Source organism: Dermacoccus sp. PE3 (genome assembly GCF_001021715.1).
Classification (GTDB): Bacteria; Actinomycetota; Actinomycetes; order Actinomycetales; family Dermatophilaceae; genus Dermacoccus; species Dermacoccus abyssi.
The window spans coordinates 732,498-748,081 of sequence record NZ_LDCM01000001.1 but is presented as its reverse complement, the minus strand read 5'-3'; the positions used below and the strand labels follow the sequence as shown (position 1 = coordinate 748,081).

Annotated in this window: 16 protein-coding genes; 5 read left to right on the top strand and 11 right to left on the bottom strand. The window is 68.0% G+C overall.

The genetic code is table 11. The features are described 5' to 3' along the window. Window positions 1-34: 34 nt before the first annotated feature. The 3 genes from AA983_RS03530 (at window position 35) to AA983_RS03520 (ending at window position 2,925) form a co-directional block, all read left to right on the top strand. Window positions 35-1,021: a catechol 1,2-dioxygenase gene (locus tag AA983_RS03530; protein WP_047310750.1), complete on the top strand. Its 987-nt coding sequence runs from the start codon at window positions 35-37 to the stop codon at window positions 1,019-1,021. Window positions 1,022-1,050: 29 nt separating this feature from the next. Next, window positions 1,051-1,911: a fumarylacetoacetate hydrolase family protein gene (locus AA983_RS03525; RefSeq protein WP_047310749.1), complete on the top strand. Its 861-nt coding sequence runs from the start codon at window positions 1,051-1,053 to the stop codon at window positions 1,909-1,911. A gap of 183 nt (window positions 1,912-2,094) precedes the next feature. Beyond that, the gene (locus AA983_RS03520) at window positions 2,095-2,925 is read left to right on the top strand and encodes a gamma-glutamyl-gamma-aminobutyrate hydrolase family protein (protein WP_047310748.1); all 831 of its coding nucleotides are present in this window, start codon (window positions 2,095-2,097) and stop codon (window positions 2,923-2,925) included. A gap of 102 nt (window positions 2,926-3,027) precedes the next feature. On the opposite strand, the gene AA983_RS03515 is transcribed toward AA983_RS03520, so the two are convergent. The 9 genes from AA983_RS03515 to AA983_RS03475 all read right to left on the bottom strand — a co-directional run bounded on the left by AA983_RS03515 (window position 3,028) and on the right by AA983_RS03475 (window position 11,302). Continuing rightward, a complete protein-coding gene (locus AA983_RS03515) occupies window positions 3,028-3,612 on the bottom strand; it encodes a GNAT family N-acetyltransferase (RefSeq protein WP_047310747.1) in 585 nt (194 codons plus the stop codon). Between the two features lie 202 nt (window positions 3,613-3,814). After that, window positions 3,815-4,180 (bottom strand): hypothetical protein, encoded by a 366-nt coding sequence (locus tag AA983_RS03510; RefSeq protein ID WP_047310746.1) that lies wholly within the window; start codon window positions 4,178-4,180, stop codon window positions 3,815-3,817. Window positions 4,181-4,362: 182 nt separating this feature from the next. Further along, the gene (locus AA983_RS03505; protein WP_052946826.1) at window positions 4,363-5,382 is read right to left on the bottom strand and encodes a winged helix DNA-binding domain-containing protein; all 1,020 of its coding nucleotides are present in this window, start codon (window positions 5,380-5,382) and stop codon (window positions 4,363-4,365) included. Window positions 5,383-5,455: 73 nt separating this feature from the next. Continuing rightward, complete coding sequence (locus AA983_RS03500) at window positions 5,456-5,995, bottom strand: MarR family winged helix-turn-helix transcriptional regulator (RefSeq protein ID WP_047310745.1); 540 nt, start codon at window positions 5,993-5,995, stop codon at window positions 5,456-5,458. 125 nt (window positions 5,996-6,120) lie between these two features. Beyond that, the gene (locus AA983_RS03495; protein ID WP_047310744.1) at window positions 6,121-6,516 is read right to left on the bottom strand and encodes a DUF779 domain-containing protein; all 396 of its coding nucleotides are present in this window, start codon (window positions 6,514-6,516) and stop codon (window positions 6,121-6,123) included. Then, the gene (gene adhP / locus AA983_RS03490; RefSeq protein ID WP_047310743.1) at window positions 6,516-7,559 is read right to left on the bottom strand and encodes an alcohol dehydrogenase AdhP; all 1,044 of its coding nucleotides are present in this window, start codon (window positions 7,557-7,559) and stop codon (window positions 6,516-6,518) included. The genes AA983_RS03495 and adhP overlap by 1 nt, the downstream gene beginning before the upstream one ends. Window positions 7,560-7,607: 48 nt before the next feature. Then, on the bottom strand, window positions 7,608-9,131 hold the full coding sequence (gene adh, locus AA983_RS03485) for an aldehyde dehydrogenase (RefSeq protein ID WP_047310742.1): 1,524 nt from the start codon (window positions 9,129-9,131) through the stop codon (window positions 7,608-7,610). 118 nt (window positions 9,132-9,249) lie between these two features. Beyond that, window positions 9,250-10,269 (bottom strand): GAF domain-containing protein, encoded by a 1,020-nt coding sequence (locus tag AA983_RS03480; RefSeq protein ID WP_052946825.1) that lies wholly within the window; start codon window positions 10,267-10,269, stop codon window positions 9,250-9,252. 232 nt (window positions 10,270-10,501) lie between these two features. Next, the gene (locus AA983_RS03475; RefSeq protein WP_047310741.1) at window positions 10,502-11,302 is read right to left on the bottom strand and encodes an acetoacetate decarboxylase family protein; all 801 of its coding nucleotides are present in this window, start codon (window positions 11,300-11,302) and stop codon (window positions 10,502-10,504) included. A gap of 217 nt (window positions 11,303-11,519) precedes the next feature. On the opposite strand from AA983_RS03475, the gene AA983_RS03470 reads away from it, so the two are divergent. Both AA983_RS03470 and AA983_RS03465 read left to right on the top strand, forming a co-directional pair. Next, window positions 11,520-12,872, top strand: a complete 1,353-nt coding sequence (locus tag AA983_RS03470) for a glutamine synthetase family protein (protein WP_047310740.1) — start codon at window positions 11,520-11,522, stop codon at window positions 12,870-12,872. A gap of 30 nt (window positions 12,873-12,902) precedes the next feature. Next, a complete protein-coding gene (locus AA983_RS03465) occupies window positions 12,903-14,195 on the top strand; it encodes a cytochrome P450 (RefSeq protein WP_047310739.1) in 1,293 nt (430 codons plus the stop codon). Window positions 14,196-14,511: 316 nt separating this feature from the next. Here AA983_RS03465 and AA983_RS03460 read toward each other — a convergent pair whose 3' ends face one another. Both AA983_RS03460 and AA983_RS03455 read right to left on the bottom strand, forming a co-directional pair. Beyond that, window positions 14,512-14,985 (bottom strand): nucleotidyltransferase domain-containing protein, encoded by a 474-nt coding sequence (locus AA983_RS03460; protein ID WP_047310738.1) that lies wholly within the window; start codon window positions 14,983-14,985, stop codon window positions 14,512-14,514. Between the two features lie 42 nt (window positions 14,986-15,027). Then, on the bottom strand, window positions 15,028-15,519 hold the full coding sequence (locus AA983_RS03455) for a hypothetical protein (RefSeq protein WP_047310737.1): 492 nt from the start codon (window positions 15,517-15,519) through the stop codon (window positions 15,028-15,030). Window positions 15,520-15,584: the final 65 nt, after the last annotated feature.

Genomic DNA, 15,584 nt, shown 5'->3' with positions numbered 1-15,584 from the left:
TCACCGGCGGCGGGGCAGAGAGAGGAATGGGCCGATGGGTGAGGTAGTCGGCGCGGGATTGCTCGCGCACGTTCCGACGATCATGCTGCCGGAGGAGATCCGCCGCAGCCTGAACCACGGTGAGGACTCGACGCTCGTCGCCGGGCTTGAGCAGTTGCGCAAGGAGGTCTTCGAGACGCTCGACTACGACACCGTCGTCGTGCTCGACAGCCACTGGGCAACCACCGTCGAGTTCGTCGTCACGGCGCAGGACCGCCGCTCGGGGCTGTTCACGTCCGAGGAGTTGCCGCGCGGCATGACGCGCCGTCACTACGACTTCCCGGGCGACCCGGAACTCGCGCACCTCATCGCGAGCAAGGCCGACGAGCACGGCACGTGGATCACCGCGATCGACGACCACTCGCTGCCGATCTTCTACGCGACGACGAACATGTGGGAGTACCTCGGCAAGGGGCTCGACGACAAGCGCTGGATCTCCATCGGCGTGTGCCAGACGGCCGACATGGAGGACAACCTGCGCCTCGGGCGTGCGCTCGGCGACGCCATTCGTGAGAGCGACCGCAAGGTGCTGCTCATCGCGAGCGGCGCGCTCAGCCACACGTTCCACCCGCTGCGCAAGCTGCGCGACCACGAGGCTGCCGACCCGAAGCACATCTTCTCTCAGGAGGCCTACCAGGCCGATCTGCAGCGGATGGAGTGGTTCGGCCAGGGCGACCACGCCCGCGTGCTCGACACGATGGACGAGTTCTACCGCTACAAGCCCGAGGCCCGCTTCGGGCACTACCTCATGATGATCGGCGCCCTCGGCGAGGGCGACTGTACCGCCACGTCGCGCCAGTACGGCGAGTACGAGAACTCGGTGGGCACCGGGCAGGTGCACCTGTGGTTCGACCAGCCCGACGGCGGCTTCCCGGCGCCGCGCCGCACCGACATCGACGACGACGTCAAGCGTCAGAAGGCTGCCGCAGCCGCTGAGGAAGCCGGACCCGAGCACATCCCCGACCTGCCCGCCGCCGGCTGACCACCCGAGAACTTCGAGGAGTAATCACCATGGCCACCAAGGAATTCCGTCGCATCCTGCTCGACGGCAACCCCGTCGACGTCGTCGTCGAGGGGGACGAGCTCGTTGCCGGTGACGGCCGCCGCGTCGCCATCGCCGACGCCACGCACCTGCCGCCGGTGACGCCGAGCAAGATCGTCTGCGTGCACCTCAACTACCGCAGCCGCGTCGAGGAAATGATGACGTCGCTGCCGAAGGCGCCCACCTACTTCCACAAGCCGGTCTCCGCACTCAACACGCACGAGGGTGCCGTCGTGCGACCCGAGGGCTGCAAGTGGCTCAACTACGAAGGCGAGATCGCCATCGTCATCGGCAAGACGTGCCGCAACATCTCGCCCGAGGAAGCCGGGGACTACATCCGCGGCTACACCGTGGCCAACGACTACGGCCTGCACGACTTCCGTGACACCGACTCCGGTTCGATGCTGCGCGTCAAGGGCGCCGACACGCTCTGTCCGGTCGGCCCGGGCATCGTCGAGGGGTGGGACTTCCGCGGCAAGCGCATCCGCACCATCGTCAACGGCGAGGTGAGGCAGGACGGCACGACCGACGAGATGGAGTGGGACATGCACTACCTCGTCGCCGACATCGCCCGCACCATCACGCTGCAGCCGGGCGACCTGCTGCTCTCGGGCACGCCCGCGATCTCGCGCACGGTGTACCCGGGTGACGTCGTCGAGGTCGAGGTCGAGGGTCTCGGCACGCTGCGCAATCACATCGTCACGGGCCCGACGCCGATCCGCACCGACGTCGGCGCTCAGGTGACCGAGTCCGAGGAAGTTCTCTCCACCGCCCAGGGTGGCGACTGGGAGTTCCGCGGCATCCGCAAGCCAAAGCCGCCGCAGCCCTGATCGTTCGGGCCGGGGCGCTTGCCCCGGCCCGCTCAGGTTTCGGCTTCAGGGTGCGACGGGGCGTCGTGGCGCCATCGCACCTGAACCGCCCTGATTGAGGTGCCGAATTGTCACGGAGCCGGTTCGGTACCTTGAGCCGGGGCTCGCCAGGGGCACGATGTGATCGTCAACGAAGGAGGGGCCATGGGGCGGCCCATCATCGCCATCCCGGCGCGGTTCTCGGCGTCGGCATCGGCGCTGCGGTTCGGCGCAGATGTGACGGCGCGCAAGCTGCTCGACGCGGTGTGGGCAGCGGGTGGCGAGCCGGTCGTGATCCACCCCGTGGCGCCCGTCGGCGACGACGTTCCGGCCGACCGACGCATCGACCCATCACGTGGATTCAGCGCGCTGACAGAGGATTTCGTCGACGAGGTAGCCGAGCGTGTGGTCTTTGTCGACGGCATTCTGCTGCCCGGTGGCGGCGACGTGTCGCCGGTCTGGACCGGCGATGCCCTGCACGAGACGCACTACGACGTCGACGTCGAGCAGGACGCGTTCGACTTCGCCCTGGCACGCGTCGTCATCGAACGCGGTGTGCCGGCGCTCGCGATCTGCCGCGGCATGCAACTGCTCAACGTGGCCCTCGGCGGCACGCTGCACTTCGACATGGACGACGAACTCTCCGTCGAGGCGCACCGTCACCGGGTCGAGGGCGTCGAGGTGGACGCCGATTCGCGCCTGGCGGGAGTACTCGGCGTGCCGCAGGTGCGCGCCAGCTGCTACCACCACCAGTGCCTCAAGGACGTGGCGCCCGGATGGCGCGTCGTGGCGCGGTCGTCGGACGGCGTCACCGAAGCGGTGGAGCTGGACGGTGCCGCTGCGGGTGAGGGTGCGAGCGGTGCGGCCACCATTGCGGGCGGCGCGAGCGTTGTCGCGGTGCAGTGGCACCCGGAGGACACCTTCGACACCGACCCGCAGCAGGCGAAGCTCTTCGCCGACCTCGTCGAGCGGGCGCGGCGCGTGAGCGATCGCTGATCGGCGCAGTGCCAGAGGTTGGGCAGACTTCCCCGCGGTTGGGCAGTGTGTGCCTCTACCCAGCCGCAGGAAACTCTGCCCAGCGACGGCGACGGGGTGCCGTCAGGCCGGTCCGCCCGACGAGCGCCACGCGCCGAGCGGCTCGTCGGGGTAGTCCATCTCGTCGACGCTCTCGTCGGTGAGCGTGAACCCGCGCTTCTCGTAGTTGGGCAGCGCTGCGGGGCCGTCGAGGTCGCACGTGTGAACCCAGACGCGCGACGTCGCAGGCAGGTCGTCGTGGCGCTCGCCGAGGCTCCACGCCGAGGCGATGCCGTGCTCGAGCAGCGCCCGGCCGATGCCGCGTCCGATCGCTTCCTCGACGAGGCCGAAATAACGAATCTCCACCGATGCCGGGTGTTGATCGTCCTTCGTCGGCTGGATCTGCACGTACCCCGCGGGGGCGCCGTCGGCGTAGGCCACCCACGTCTCGGTGCCGGGAACGCCGAGGTCCTCGAGCCACTGCTCGCGTGACCAGGCGAGGCGATCGGTCCACGTCCACGGTCCGCCGACGACGGCGTAGAGGTAGCGGGCGAACTCCGGGGTGATGTTCTCGGCGAGGTCGATGCGCACACCAGCGGGCAGCGTCGCGGCCAGTTCGGGGCGCGTCGTCATCTCGAGCGTCCAGGTCGTGACGGTGCGTGCGGGCATGGTGACCTCCGGCCGGTGCGTGCGTTGTTCTCGCAGCCTACGAGTCGGCACCGACCGGGAGCACGGCGGCATCGTCACGTCACGCCGTTGGGCAGAGTTTGCTGCCCTTGGGTCGAGGCGGTGACTGCCCAATCGCAGGGAAGTCTGCCCAGCGATGAGAGTGCATCCGGTGGGGACGGGAATGCCTCCCGTCCCCACCGGGTCACGCCGTCGTGGGAGTCATGACGCGGGGCGGTTCGATGGCCCGCGCCACCTCCTGCGCGGTCCGCCACAGCAGTCCGTCGATCGAGGTGACGCCGAGCGCCCGGCGGATCTGCTCGGCTGCGGCGTCCGTCGTCAGCCAGCGGTACTTCACGGCGTAGACGAGAGCGTCCGACGTCGTGCGGTGGTGAGCGTGGGCGCAGCGCAGCAGCACGTGGTGTCCCTGGGAGCGCAGCTCAGCGACGACGTCGGCTGCGTCGATGAGGGTGGCGGCGAGGTCGTTGTGCGAGTAGATCGGCTCGTCGGCCCGGCATACCTGGCAGTGGTGCATCGACTCGGTACCGATGTCCCCTGGCGTGGAGGGCACGGCGGAGGCTCATCCCTGGTGACGTGTCACGGCGGCGCTGCCCGCGCATGCGCCGCGAGACCATGGCGTCGGCCGGAACGGGTTCCACCCGACTGAAGTTACCCATCTGCCCCCGGTTTGCGCAGTACCTGGGGACGGCATCGAGGCAAGCTGTGCGCTTGTCCCGGCCCGCCCGGTCAGCGTCACGCCCCGAGGTAGGGGAACTGGGCGTGCAGACGTTCAGCGTCGTGGGCCACGTCGGCGGGCAAGGTGTCGAAGCCGACGACGTCAAGCGCTCGTCGGCCGGGACGCCCGCCGCGACGCCAGGTGCCGACGATGGTGCCCGCGTGCATGATGCCGCGCTGGAAGACGCCGTTGTTGCCGGGCACGAGTCGCGGATGGTGTGCCTCTTCGAGCAGGGCCAGCCGGTCGGGGTAGCCGAGCACGATCTCGTCGAAGCCGGGCAGGAGGAGCAGCCCGTCGGCGGCGTCCCCCGCGGCGTCCACCTCGTCGTCGAGTGTCTGACGCCAGTAACGGCCCTCATCGGAGTCGTCGCCGACGAACTCGTCTGCGATCGTGGCGAAAGCGCGGCGAATCTTCGTGATGGGCAGCTTGGTCCACCAGGCGAAGTCGCGCAGCGTGGCGGGGCCGTGGCTCGTGAGGTATCGGCGCAGCAGTTCGGCGATGGCGGCGGTTTCGTCACCGTTGAAGCGTTCCCCGAGCGACGACCCGGCGGGCAGCCAAGCCTGAGCTGACACGACGTTGTTGTCCGAACCGTTCCACGGCCCGTACACGGCAACGCCGGTCGCGATGAGGTACGACAGCATGTGGTAGCCGCGGCCGCCGGCGGGGGCGAGGCCCGCCGCCTCCCAGTGGGCGAAGAGGTCGCCGCGCGACAGCCCGCGCGGCGAGGCGGTGCACTGCGTCAGGAGAATCTCCTGCGCCCGCGCGATCTGCTCGTCGTCCAGCTCCAACTGGGCGCGGCGCCTCACCTGGGCTTTGACGGCCGGTCCCGCGCAGAGCTCAGTCATCCATCGGACGTCCTCGGCGGCCACGGCGAAGACAGTGCCACGCATCGGATATCCGCGGACGACGGAGCCGTCGTTGAAGGCGGCCACGACGTCGTCGAGCCCGAAACGCCCACCCGGCTCGCTCAACCGCAGCGCAATGGACGCCATGACGCCCGGCAGGTCCTGCCCCTGCATGGCACCGAACGCAGCCACGGCGTCGTGGGGACTGCTGAAGGGCCGGGTCGCCAACCCTTGGGCCACGAGGCGGCGGCGGACCAGCGCGGAATCAACCATGAGTCACGCCCGACTCGGGCCTCGGGCCGTCGGCGCTCATGGACTCGGCCGTCGTGACGACCTTGCGCAGCGCCTTCGTCAGGACGTCGACTTCCTCGGGCGTGAGACCGGAGATGAGTTCTTCCTCGAGGGCGTTGAAGCGCGGGAAGAGCTCCTCCATGAGGGCCACGCCGGCCGGGGTGAGGCTCAGGTGGGCGAAGCGCTTGTCTGTGCTCGACTGGCTGCGCGTCAGCCAACCCCGCGCACTGAGCGTCTTGACGACCCCGCTCAGCGTCGCCTTCGAGATGCCGGCGCTGTCGGCGACCTCACGCGTCTCGGGGTTGTCGAAGATCCACACGCTCCACAGGACGACGAACCCGGTCCACGACAGGTCGTGCGGACGCAGAACGGTGTTCGTCATGTGATTGCGCGACGCGTTCGCGGCGCGGTGGATGCTCGAGACGGCGTGCATCGCGTCAGCGTTGATGTCGACGTTCGCCAAGCGACCGGTCACGGCGGTCTCGGTCTCGACGAGCGTGTGATGGCTTGGCATGCGGACAGATTAGCCGTCACGCCACGACGATCTCCTCTGGCACGGCCTCGCCCGACGCTCACACCGACAACGCCGAACGCGGAGGCCGTGGCGAACCACGGCCCCCGCGCTCGACGATCGAGCCGTCAGCCTCCGAGCATGTCCGAACGGATGAGGAAGCGCTTTCCGGTCGGGCTCTCCACGGAGAAGCCGCCACCGCGTCCGTCGACGACGTCAACGGTGAGGTGAGTGTGCTTCCACGTCTCGAACTGTTCGCGGCTCATCCAGAACTCCAGTTCCGCATCGTCACCCGCCACGTCCGGAAGGGTGAACGTGCCGAGCAGGACGTCGGCCTGACCCGTGCGGAACTGCCCTGCCGGATAGCACATCGGCGTCGACCCGTCACAACACCCGCCGGACTGGTGGAACATCAGACGACCGTGCTGGGCCACGAGCTGCTGCAGCAGAGCGACAGCGTCCGGCGTCAATGCGACCCGGCTGACGCTCTCGCCGGCCACAGCGGCTCGTGACTCGAGGTTCATCACTTCTCCTCGCGCTCCGTCGTGTAGTCGATGACGACGCGCCCGTCGATCTTGCCGTGGTGCATCTCGTCGAACACCGCGTTGATGTCGTCGAGGTTCCGCTTGCTGAACGTCGGGTGGATGAGGCCTCGGGCATAGAAGTCGAGGGCCTCCACCATGTCCTGCCGGGTGCCGACGATCGATCCGCGGATCGTCAGGCCTTTGAGGACGACGTCGAAGATCGGCGCCGGGAAATCACCCGGGGGAAGGCCGTTGAACACGATGGTTCCCCCGCGGCGCGCCATTCCGATGGCCTGACCGAACGCCTTGGGGTGCACCGCCGTGACCAGCACACCGTGAGCGCCGCCGCCGGTGGCGTCGAGGACGGCCTGCGTCGGGTCCTCGACCGCGGCGTTCACCGTGACCTCCGCGCCGTGCTTCTTCGCGAGCTCCAGCTTGTCGTCGGCGACGTCCACGGCGACGATCCGCATCCCCATGGCCTTGGCGTACTGGACGGCGATGTGCCCAAGACCGCCGATGCCGGAGATGACGACCCACTGGCCGGGGCGCACCTCCGTGACCTTCAGCCCCTTGTAGACGGTGACACCGGCGCACAGCACGGGAGCGATCTCGTGGGGGTCCGCGCCGTCGGGGATACGGGCGGCGAACGTGGCGTCGACGAGCATGTACTGCCCGAACGAGCCGTTGACGCTGTACCCGCCGTTGGTCTGCTCCTCGCACAACGTCTCCCAGCCGTTGCGGCAGTGCTCGCACGTGCCGCACGCGGAGGCGAGCCAGGCATTGCCCACCATGTCGCCGATGGCGAGTTCGGTGACGCCTTCGCCGAGTTTCTCGACGACGCCGACTCCCTCGTGGCCCGGGATGAACGGCGGTTCGGGCTTGACCGGCCAGTCACCGTCCTTGGCGTGCAGGTCGGTGTGGCACACCCCCGATGCGATGAGCTTGACCAGCGCCTGACCCGGCCCGGGTTCCGGCAGTTCCACATCCTTGACGTTCAGGTCTTCGCCGAAGACGTCCACGACTGCAGCTTGCATGGTGCTCATGACTCTTCCCTTCGTGTGGTTGCGATCTGATCGGTGATGCGGGTCGGCTCAGAAGAAGCCGAGCTTGTTCTCCGAGTAGGAGACGAGGAGGTTCTTCGTCTGCTGGTAGTGGTCGAGCATCATGAGGTGGTTCTCCCGCCCGATGCCCGAGCTCTTGTAGCCACCGAACGCCGCGTGCGCCGGGTAGTTGTGGTAGTTGTTCACCCACACGCGGCCGGCCTGGATGTCGCGGCCCGCGCGGTAGGCGGTGTTGCCGTTGCGCGACCACACGCCGGCGCCGAGGCCGTAAAGGGTGTCGTTCGCGATCTTCAGTGCCTCGTCGTACGTGCCGAACTTCGCCACGGACACGACCGGCCCGAAGATCTCCTCCTGAAAGATCCGCATGTTGTTCGTGCCCTCGAAGATGGTCGGCTCGACATAGAAGCCGCCGCCCAGATCGCCGTCCAACTCGGCCTGCCGACCACCGGTGAGCACCTTCGCGCCTTCCTTCTGGCCGATGTCGAGGTAGGACAGGATCTTCTGCAACTGGTCGTTGGAGGCCTGCGCACCGATCATCGTCGAGTCGTCGAGCGGGTTACCGGCCTTGATCTTCTTCGTGCGCTCGACGACGTCGGCCATGAACTGGTCGTAGATCGACTCCTGGACGAGCGCGCGTGACGGGCAGGTGCACACCTCGCCCTGGTTGAGAGCGAAGAGGGTGAAGCCCTCCTGCGCCTTGTCGTAGAACGCGTCGTCGGCCTGCGCGATGTCCTCGAAGAAGATGTTGGGGCTCTTGCCGCCGAGCTCGAGCGTCACCGGGATGAGGTTCTCCGAGGCGTACTGCATGATGAGGCGGCCGGTCGTCGTCTCACCCGTGAACGCGATCTTGCGGATGCGCTTGTTCGATGCGAGCGGCGCGCCAGCCTCGACGCCGAACCCGTTGACGACGTTGACGACTCCTGCGGGGAGGAGGTCCTCGATCAGTTCGATGAGCACCATGATCGACGCGGGCGTCTGCTCGGCGGGCTTGAGGACGACGCAGTTGCCGGCCGCCAGCGCCGGCGCGAGCTTCCACACGGCCATGAGGATGGGGAAGTTCCACGGGATGATCTGCCCGACGACGCCGAGCGGCTCGTGGAAGTGGTAAGCGACGGTGTCCTCGTCGATCTGCGAGAGGCTGCCTTCCTGCGCGCGGATGGCACCGGCGAAGTAGCGGAAGTGGTCGATCGCGAGGGGGATGTCGGCGTTGAGCGTCTCGCGCACCGGCTTGCCGTTGTCCCACGTCTCCGCGACGGCGATCTTCTCGAGGTTCTCCTCCATCCGGTCGGCGATCCGGTTGAGGATGAGTGCCCGCTCCGCGGGCGAGGTCTTGTTCCACGTCGGTGCCGCCGCCCATGCCGCGTCGAGGGCGGCCTCGATGTCCTCGGCGGTGCCGCGGCCCACCTCGCAGAACGTCTTGCCGGTGACCGGGGTGGGGTTCTCGAAGTACTGCCCCTTCTTCGGCGCGACCCATTCGCCGCCGATGAAGTGCTCGTAGCGCTTCTTGAACTCGACCTTGGAGCCCTCGGTTCCCGGGTTGGCGTAGACCGTCATCGCAGCTTCCTTTCCCTGAGCCCGCGGAATGTGACGCGGGGTTGCGTGATGTGCGTCACGTTACGAAGGGCTGCGTTGCATCAACGTTGCACTGCCCGTGCAACGCGCTGTGCGGGCGTCAGTTCGCCTGGCGCAGACGAGTGTCGAGCTGTTCGAGATGCGTGAGAACGATGGCCCGCTGTGGCGCGCGCGGTGGCAGGACGGTGAGTGCCATGTGCCACGACTCGACGTCATCGGCGGCCTCGGGCAGGTCGAGGTAGCGCAGAAGGGTCTCGGGAGTGGCGTCACTGAGCATCGCTTCGCGCAGCGACCCGGACGTCGAACGCAGCAGGTCGACGACGGGCTCCGCCTCGCTGTGCGTCAGCGAGGCTCCGCGATACAGCTCGAGGGCTTCATCGTGCTCGCCGCGACGCAGATGCTCCGTGACCTGGACGGCATCGATGAGCAGTGGCCCCGTGAGGCGGTAGGGGCGGCTTTCGAGGTTCGGCGCGCCGGGAATCGTGTCGAGCCGTCGACGAAGCCGCAGCAACTCGCCGCGGATGGTGGCGGGCGGCGTGCCGTCCGGGTAGACGAGGGCCCCGATCTCGTCGGCGCTGAGGCCTTGGGGTTTGAGCGCGAGTGTCGCGAGGAGTTCGGCGTGGCGGTCGGTGAGTGCGTGGGTGGCCGTACCCGTTTCGATGCAGGGGCGGCCGTGGTGGACGAGGCGCAGCCGCGCGCTCGTGTGCGGTGGAGGGCCGACCGGCACCCCGGCGAGGCGAAGTTCACGAGCCACCGCGGCCGCGGTGGCCTGCACGAGTGCGAGGGTGCGCCGGTCTGCCGCAGCGTCACCTCCCGTCACGTCGAGAGCGCCGAGCACCTCGCCGGTGACGGGGTCGACGAGCGGCGCCGCGGAGCAGCTGAACGGGTGGACGTCCGGGCGCGTGTGCTCCTCGCGATGGATCGAGACCGCCTCGCCGCGGGCCACAGCTCGGCCCGGCGCGTTCGTGCCGACCTGCGCCTCCGACCAGTTCGCCCCCGCGGTGAAGCCGATGCTCTCGGCGCGGCTGCGGGCGCGGGAGTCTCCGTCGACGTAGTGCAGGCGTGCCTCGCGGTCCGCGATGGCAATGACGAGACCCTCGTCGCGTGCCGTCGAGCTCAACAGCGAACTGACGAGGGGGATCGCGTCGGCGAGCCGAGCGTGGACGCAGCCGGGGCCGCACCCGCAGGCGCAACCCTGTGGACGGGATTTGTGCCGCATCCCTTCCCCCCTCGTAGTGATCCACCTCACACTACACCCGTCCGGGGTGGGGTGGTCGGCGGCGTGACGCTGCGTGCCGTGTGTCCACGAACTCATCTGCGACGCAGGCTGCCGCCCTTCGCGGCCGCCTGGCTCACACGAGACGTTCGAGCGTCTCGCCGCCGTTCCAGACGACGCCGATCTGCCGGTAGTAGCCGCCGATGATCTCGTCGACCTCCAGGGCGGCGAGTTCCTCCGTGGGCGATTCGAACAGGCGCAGATCGATGTCACCACGCCACGCCTGCCCGCCCTCGAACTCGGCCGCGCCGGACGATATGAGCTCGCTGTAGGCGTCGCCCGTCGCCCCACGGGCGATGTCGGGGTAGATGCGGTGGTGGGCCATCGGGTGGCCGTTGACGAAGCCGTTCGTCTCGCTCGGCTCACGCAGCGTCAGCACGGCCTCAGCGAGACGACGGTCGCCGGCGGCGAGCGTCGCACCGAACATGCCGCCCTCGGCGATCTGCGGCGCACCCTGCGCGAAGGGGTGGGGGCGCGTCTGCCACATCGAGCCGAGCTTCTTCGGGTAGCCCTGGTGCAGGCCGCGGCCGATCGCGAAGTCCTTGTCGACCCAGATGTAGACGCAGCGGCTGAACGTCTTGCCCTTGTACGAGCAGCGGACGACGACGAACGCCTCCTTGTACTGGGCGCGCACCGGGTCGAGCAGCTCCTCGCGGGAGCTGGAGCAGCTCTGCCAGTCGGCCCAGATGAGGGCAACGGCGCCCGGGTCCTCGTCAGCGAGTTCCAGTGGGGCGGGCAGGAGTTCGCGCACACGCTCCGGGTTGGTGCGGTACTCGACCGTCAGCAGGTCGCCCGAGTAGTACCACGGCGGGCTCGGGATGATGCCCGAGGTTCCGCCGGCGGTGCGGGGGTAGAAGAAGCCCTTCTGGTCGCTCATGTGCCTGCACCCTTTCACCGTCTGCGGCCCGTGCCGCAAGTTTGTTGCCGAGAAATCGTTCGTGTCCGTACGACACCGGCTAGGCTACCCGATCAAGAGGGGTTGTGTGGCCTGAGTCACACGGCTACTGTTCGGATCCGAACGACCTTTTGACTCACTCCCGGCACGGCAACCGTCGGGGGAGGCGTTCGCTCACAAAGGCGTGAAAGGCGATGGCATGACGAAGATCGACTCGAGGCTCATGGCCGAAGCCATGGAGAAGTGTGCGGCGGAGGGCATCGACGTCGTCCGCCTCGGCTACTCCGACATCATCGGCACCGACCGCAGCAAGGATCTGCTCGTCAACCGCTTCGAGCGCACCACCGGCCACGGCGTCGCGTTCTGCCGCAGCGTCTACGGCACGACGCCCATGGGTGACGTCGTCGACATAGAGGGCGGCCTCGCCGCGGGTCTGCCCGACATCGTGGCCTACCCCGACATCGAGACGATCAAGACCGTGCCGTGGGAGCCGGGCGTCGCCCACGTCATCGCCGACGTGTTCAACCCGGACGGTTCGCCGTCCGCCGAGAGCCCGCGCTACGTCCTCAAGCAGGTCATCGAGAAGTTCAGCTCCATCGCGGGCACCCCGATCTGCGGCCCGGAGCTCGAGTTCTACCTCCTCGAGGAGTCGGACACGAACGACTCCGGCTGGGCGCGCTACGGCGAGAGCCCCGGCAACGTCTACGTCTCCGGCCTGCGCGGCGACCCCGAGAACGTCCTGCTCGCCTCGCTGCGTCAGCTCGGCGCCTACGACCTCGACGTCATCGCCGCGAACCACGAGTTCAGCTCCGGCCAGTTCGAGATCAACCTCTGGCACTCCGACGCACTCGACGCCTCCGACCGCGCGTTCCGCTTCAAGGCCGCCGTCAAGGAGATGGCGCGCGCCGGCGGCAAGCTCGCGACGTTCATGGCCAAGCCGTTCAACGACGAGGGCGGCTCGGGCTTCCACCTGCACTTCTCGACGCAGGACGCCGCAGGCAACCACCTCTTCGACGACCCGAACAGCCACAACGGCCTCTCCGCCGTCGCTCACCACGCGATCGGCGGCATCCTCAAGCACGCCCCGGCCCTCGCGGCGCTCGCGAACCCGACGATCAACTCCTACAAGCGCTTCGGCCCGGACACGCTCGCCCCGTGGCTCATCGACTGGGGTCTCGACAACCGCAGCGCGATGGTGCGCATCCCCCCGGAGCGTGGCTCGGCGTCGCGCCTGGAGCTGCGCCTCGGCGACGCGTCGGCCAACCCCTACCTGCTCACGGCGGCGACGCTGGCCGCGGCCTACCTCGGCATCAAGAACGAGATCGACCCGGGCCCCGCGCTCGAGGGCTACGGATACGACCCGGAGCGTTCGCCCAAGCTGCCCTCGTCCCTGTGCGAGGCGCTCGACGCCCTCGAGGCCGACTCGGAGATGCGCGAGGTGCTCGGCGAGGGCTTCGTCACGACCTTCCTCGCGTACAAGCGCAACGAGATCGAGCGTTTCAACGCCTTCATCACGGACTGGGAGTTCCGTGAGTACACCTACCACCTGTGATCCAGACCTCAGCGATCGAAGGAGACCGACATGACCACTGACGTGGGTGCCGCACCCAGCAGCCAGTACACGCTCGAAGACGTCGACCTCGCGAACCTCGACCGGTTCCGCGACAACGAGGGTTGGGCCCAGTTCGCCGCCCTGCGCGCCGGTGACCCGGTGCACTGGAACGAGGAGTCCGACGGCAAGGGCTTCTGGGCCGTCACGAAGTACGACGACATCTGGGCCGTCGACAAGGACTCCGAGACGTTCACGTCGGAGAAGTTCGTCAACCTCGAGGACGTCGACGACGACCTCATGGACTTCCGCCGTTCCATGCTGGAGACGGACGGCGCGCGTCACACGGCGCTGCGCAAGCTCATCCAGCGTGAGTTCTCGCCGCGCAACCTCCTCAAGAACTACGAGGCGTTCCTGCGCGAGCTGACGAAGAACACGATCGACGAGGCGAAGAAGACGTCGCCCGACGGCGAGTTCGACTTCGTCGAGAAGATCTCGGCCGACTTCCCGATCCAGGTGCTCGCGCGCCTGCTCGACGTGCCGCGCGACCACACGCCGCAGCTCATCGCGTGGGGCAATGAGATGGTGGCCAACACCGACCCGGACTACACGCAGCACCTGCTCGACTCGCCCGAGTCGGAGAAGTACCGCCACCTGCCGTTCCGTTCGCCCACCGTGCAGGACGTCTGGGACTACGGGCGCGACCTGCGTGACAAGCGCGTCGGCGGCGAGGGCAAGGACCTCGTCTCGATCCTCGCCAACAAGATGCCCGAGGACGGCGTGCCGCTCTCGGACCAGGACTTCAACAACTACTTCTCGCTGCTCGTCATCGCCGGCAACGAGACGACGCGCCACGCGATCAGCCAGATCATGCTGGGCCTCATCGCGCAGCCCGACCAGTTCAAGCTGCTCAAGGAGGACCCGTCGCTCATCGAGTCTGGCCTCGAGGAGTTGCTGCGCTGGGCGACGCCGGTTTACCACTTCCGCCGCACGGCGACAAAGGACGTCGAGCTCGGTGGCAAGCAGATCAAGGAAGGCGACAAGGTCGTCATGTGGTTCGGCTCGGGCAACCGTGACGAGGACGTCTTCGAGAACCCGAACAAGATCGACGTGACGCGCAAGAACGTCGACCACATGACGTTCGGCAAGGGCTCGCCGCACCTGTGCCTCGGCAACAACCTCGCCCGCCTCGAGATCCGCCTGCTGCTCGAGGAGCTGCTGCCGCGCATCGAGAAGATCGAGCTCGTCGGCGACGTGAAGCGCGTGCGCTCCAACTTCGTCAATGGTGTGAAGAAGTTCCCGGTGAAGGTGACCTGGGCGGAGTGATCCGACCGCCACAGATCCCCACTTGCGCGACGAATCGCGCGAGTGGGGATCTTTGTGCCTGGTCTGTCCCCAATTGCGCGACATCTCGCGCGAGTGGGGGGCGAGGGCTGCCCGACGCACGCTGACGCGCGGTCCGATCGTCAGGTGAGCTCGGCTGCGAGGCGAGTCAGAAGGGTTGGGACATCCCGTTCTGCGGTGGTTCGCAGGAGGCGTCCGTCGCAACTTGCGTAGCGGGTTCGTCGAGGTAGGTCACGACGAACTGCAAGTGGTAGCGGGCTTCTTCAACGTTCTCGGCGGGTGTGCGTCCGGTGGGGGCTCACAGCGGAACGGCTTCCTTCAGGACGCGTTCGCGTAGGTAGGGCCTCAGCCCCGAGTCGGGCGTGAGTTCCACTGTCGCGCCCACTTCTTCGGTGAGTCGTGACTGGAGGCGCTCGAGGTCGAGCAGGCTGAGGTAAGCGAGGCTGAGGTCCGCCAGGAGATCGATGTCCGAGCCGGCGTGCTCGCGGCCCGTGGCGACGGAGCCGAAGACACGCACATTGCGTCCCCCGGCAACCTCGATGAGGTGGATCACCGCTTGGCGGTGGGCGCGCAACCTGCGGGCAAGAGGTCCGGACCCGTGAAAGCGGATGAGGCGCGACACCTCAGGCTGGCTGCGTCCGATACGCCGGGCGATCTCGCGCTGGGACATTCCCTCGCGGTGTGCGTCGCGGACGGCAGCGGTCAACATGGCGCGAGCGTCACGCGTCATGCGGTCGCTCGCGGCTGCGATCTCCTCCAAGCCCGTCGCCATGGCTACAGACTACAGCCGATAGCAAGACCTATCGGTGAATCCTCAGTCCTCGACGATGACGAGGACGCCCTTGTCGGCGACGACGGCGTCGAGGTCGATGCCGGTGAGGTCGACGACGGCCTGCTTGAGGGTCTTCTCGGGGTCGCCGTCGATGATGGCGGTCGGTTCGCCCTCGACGGGCTCGCCGTCCTCCGCCGTGACGCCCGACGCGTCGAGCGTCAGCATGCGGCTCTGCCCGTCGCCGTCGACGATGAGCAGCCATGTCTTCGAGTTGCCCGCGAAAACGGCGGTGACGGCCTCGTCCGCGATGTCGGGGATGAGGTCGGGCTGCAGCATGAGCTCGTAGCCGACGAGGACGACCGCGTCCTCGTCGTCATCCGTGCGCGCCGTGAACGCGCCGACGTACCCCGCCGGCAGCGCGTTGGAGATGGCCTCCTCGCCCGTGACGTAGTCCGTCGTCGGGTCGAGAATGCCGCTGGGCAGCGTGTCGATCGTCAGACCGGGCAGGACCGCAAAGGCCGTGTTGAGTGCCATGCCTCCACCCTACGGCGTGGCGCGATGTTGCCTGGGAAACGCGGCACCGGTGCCGCGCACGCCGC

Coding starts and splice junctions, on each gene's coding strand:
- AA983_RS03530 (WP_047310750.1), top strand. CDS start 35: ATGGGTGAGGTAGTCGGCGCGGGATTGCTCGCGCACGTTCCGACGATC.
- AA983_RS03525 (WP_047310749.1), top strand. CDS start 1,051: ATGGCCACCAAGGAATTCCGTCGCATCCTGCTCGACGGCAACCCCGTC.
- AA983_RS03520 (WP_047310748.1), top strand. CDS start 2,095: ATGGGGCGGCCCATCATCGCCATCCCGGCGCGGTTCTCGGCGTCGGCA.
- AA983_RS03515 (WP_047310747.1), bottom strand. CDS start 3,612: ATGCCCGCACGCACCGTCACGACCTGGACGCTCGAGATGACGACGCGC.
- AA983_RS03500 (WP_047310745.1), bottom strand. CDS start 5,995: ATGCCAAGCCATCACACGCTCGTCGAGACCGAGACCGCCGTGACCGGT.
- AA983_RS03495 (WP_047310744.1), bottom strand. CDS start 6,516: ATGAACCTCGAGTCACGAGCCGCTGTGGCCGGCGAGAGCGTCAGCCGG.
- adhP (WP_047310743.1), bottom strand. CDS start 7,559: ATGAGCACCATGCAAGCTGCAGTCGTGGACGTCTTCGGCGAAGACCTG.
- adh (WP_047310742.1), bottom strand. CDS start 9,131: ATGACGGTCTACGCCAACCCGGGAACCGAGGGCTCCAAGGTCGAGTTC.
- AA983_RS03475 (WP_047310741.1), bottom strand. CDS start 11,302: ATGAGCGACCAGAAGGGCTTCTTCTACCCCCGCACCGCCGGCGGAACC.
- AA983_RS03470 (WP_047310740.1), top strand. CDS start 11,520: ATGACGAAGATCGACTCGAGGCTCATGGCCGAAGCCATGGAGAAGTGT.
- AA983_RS03465 (WP_047310739.1), top strand. CDS start 12,903: ATGACCACTGACGTGGGTGCCGCACCCAGCAGCCAGTACACGCTCGAA.
- AA983_RS03460 (WP_047310738.1), bottom strand. CDS start 14,985: ATGGCGACGGGCTTGGAGGAGATCGCAGCCGCGAGCGACCGCATGACG.
- AA983_RS03455 (WP_047310737.1), bottom strand. CDS start 15,519: ATGGCACTCAACACGGCCTTTGCGGTCCTGCCCGGTCTGACGATCGAC.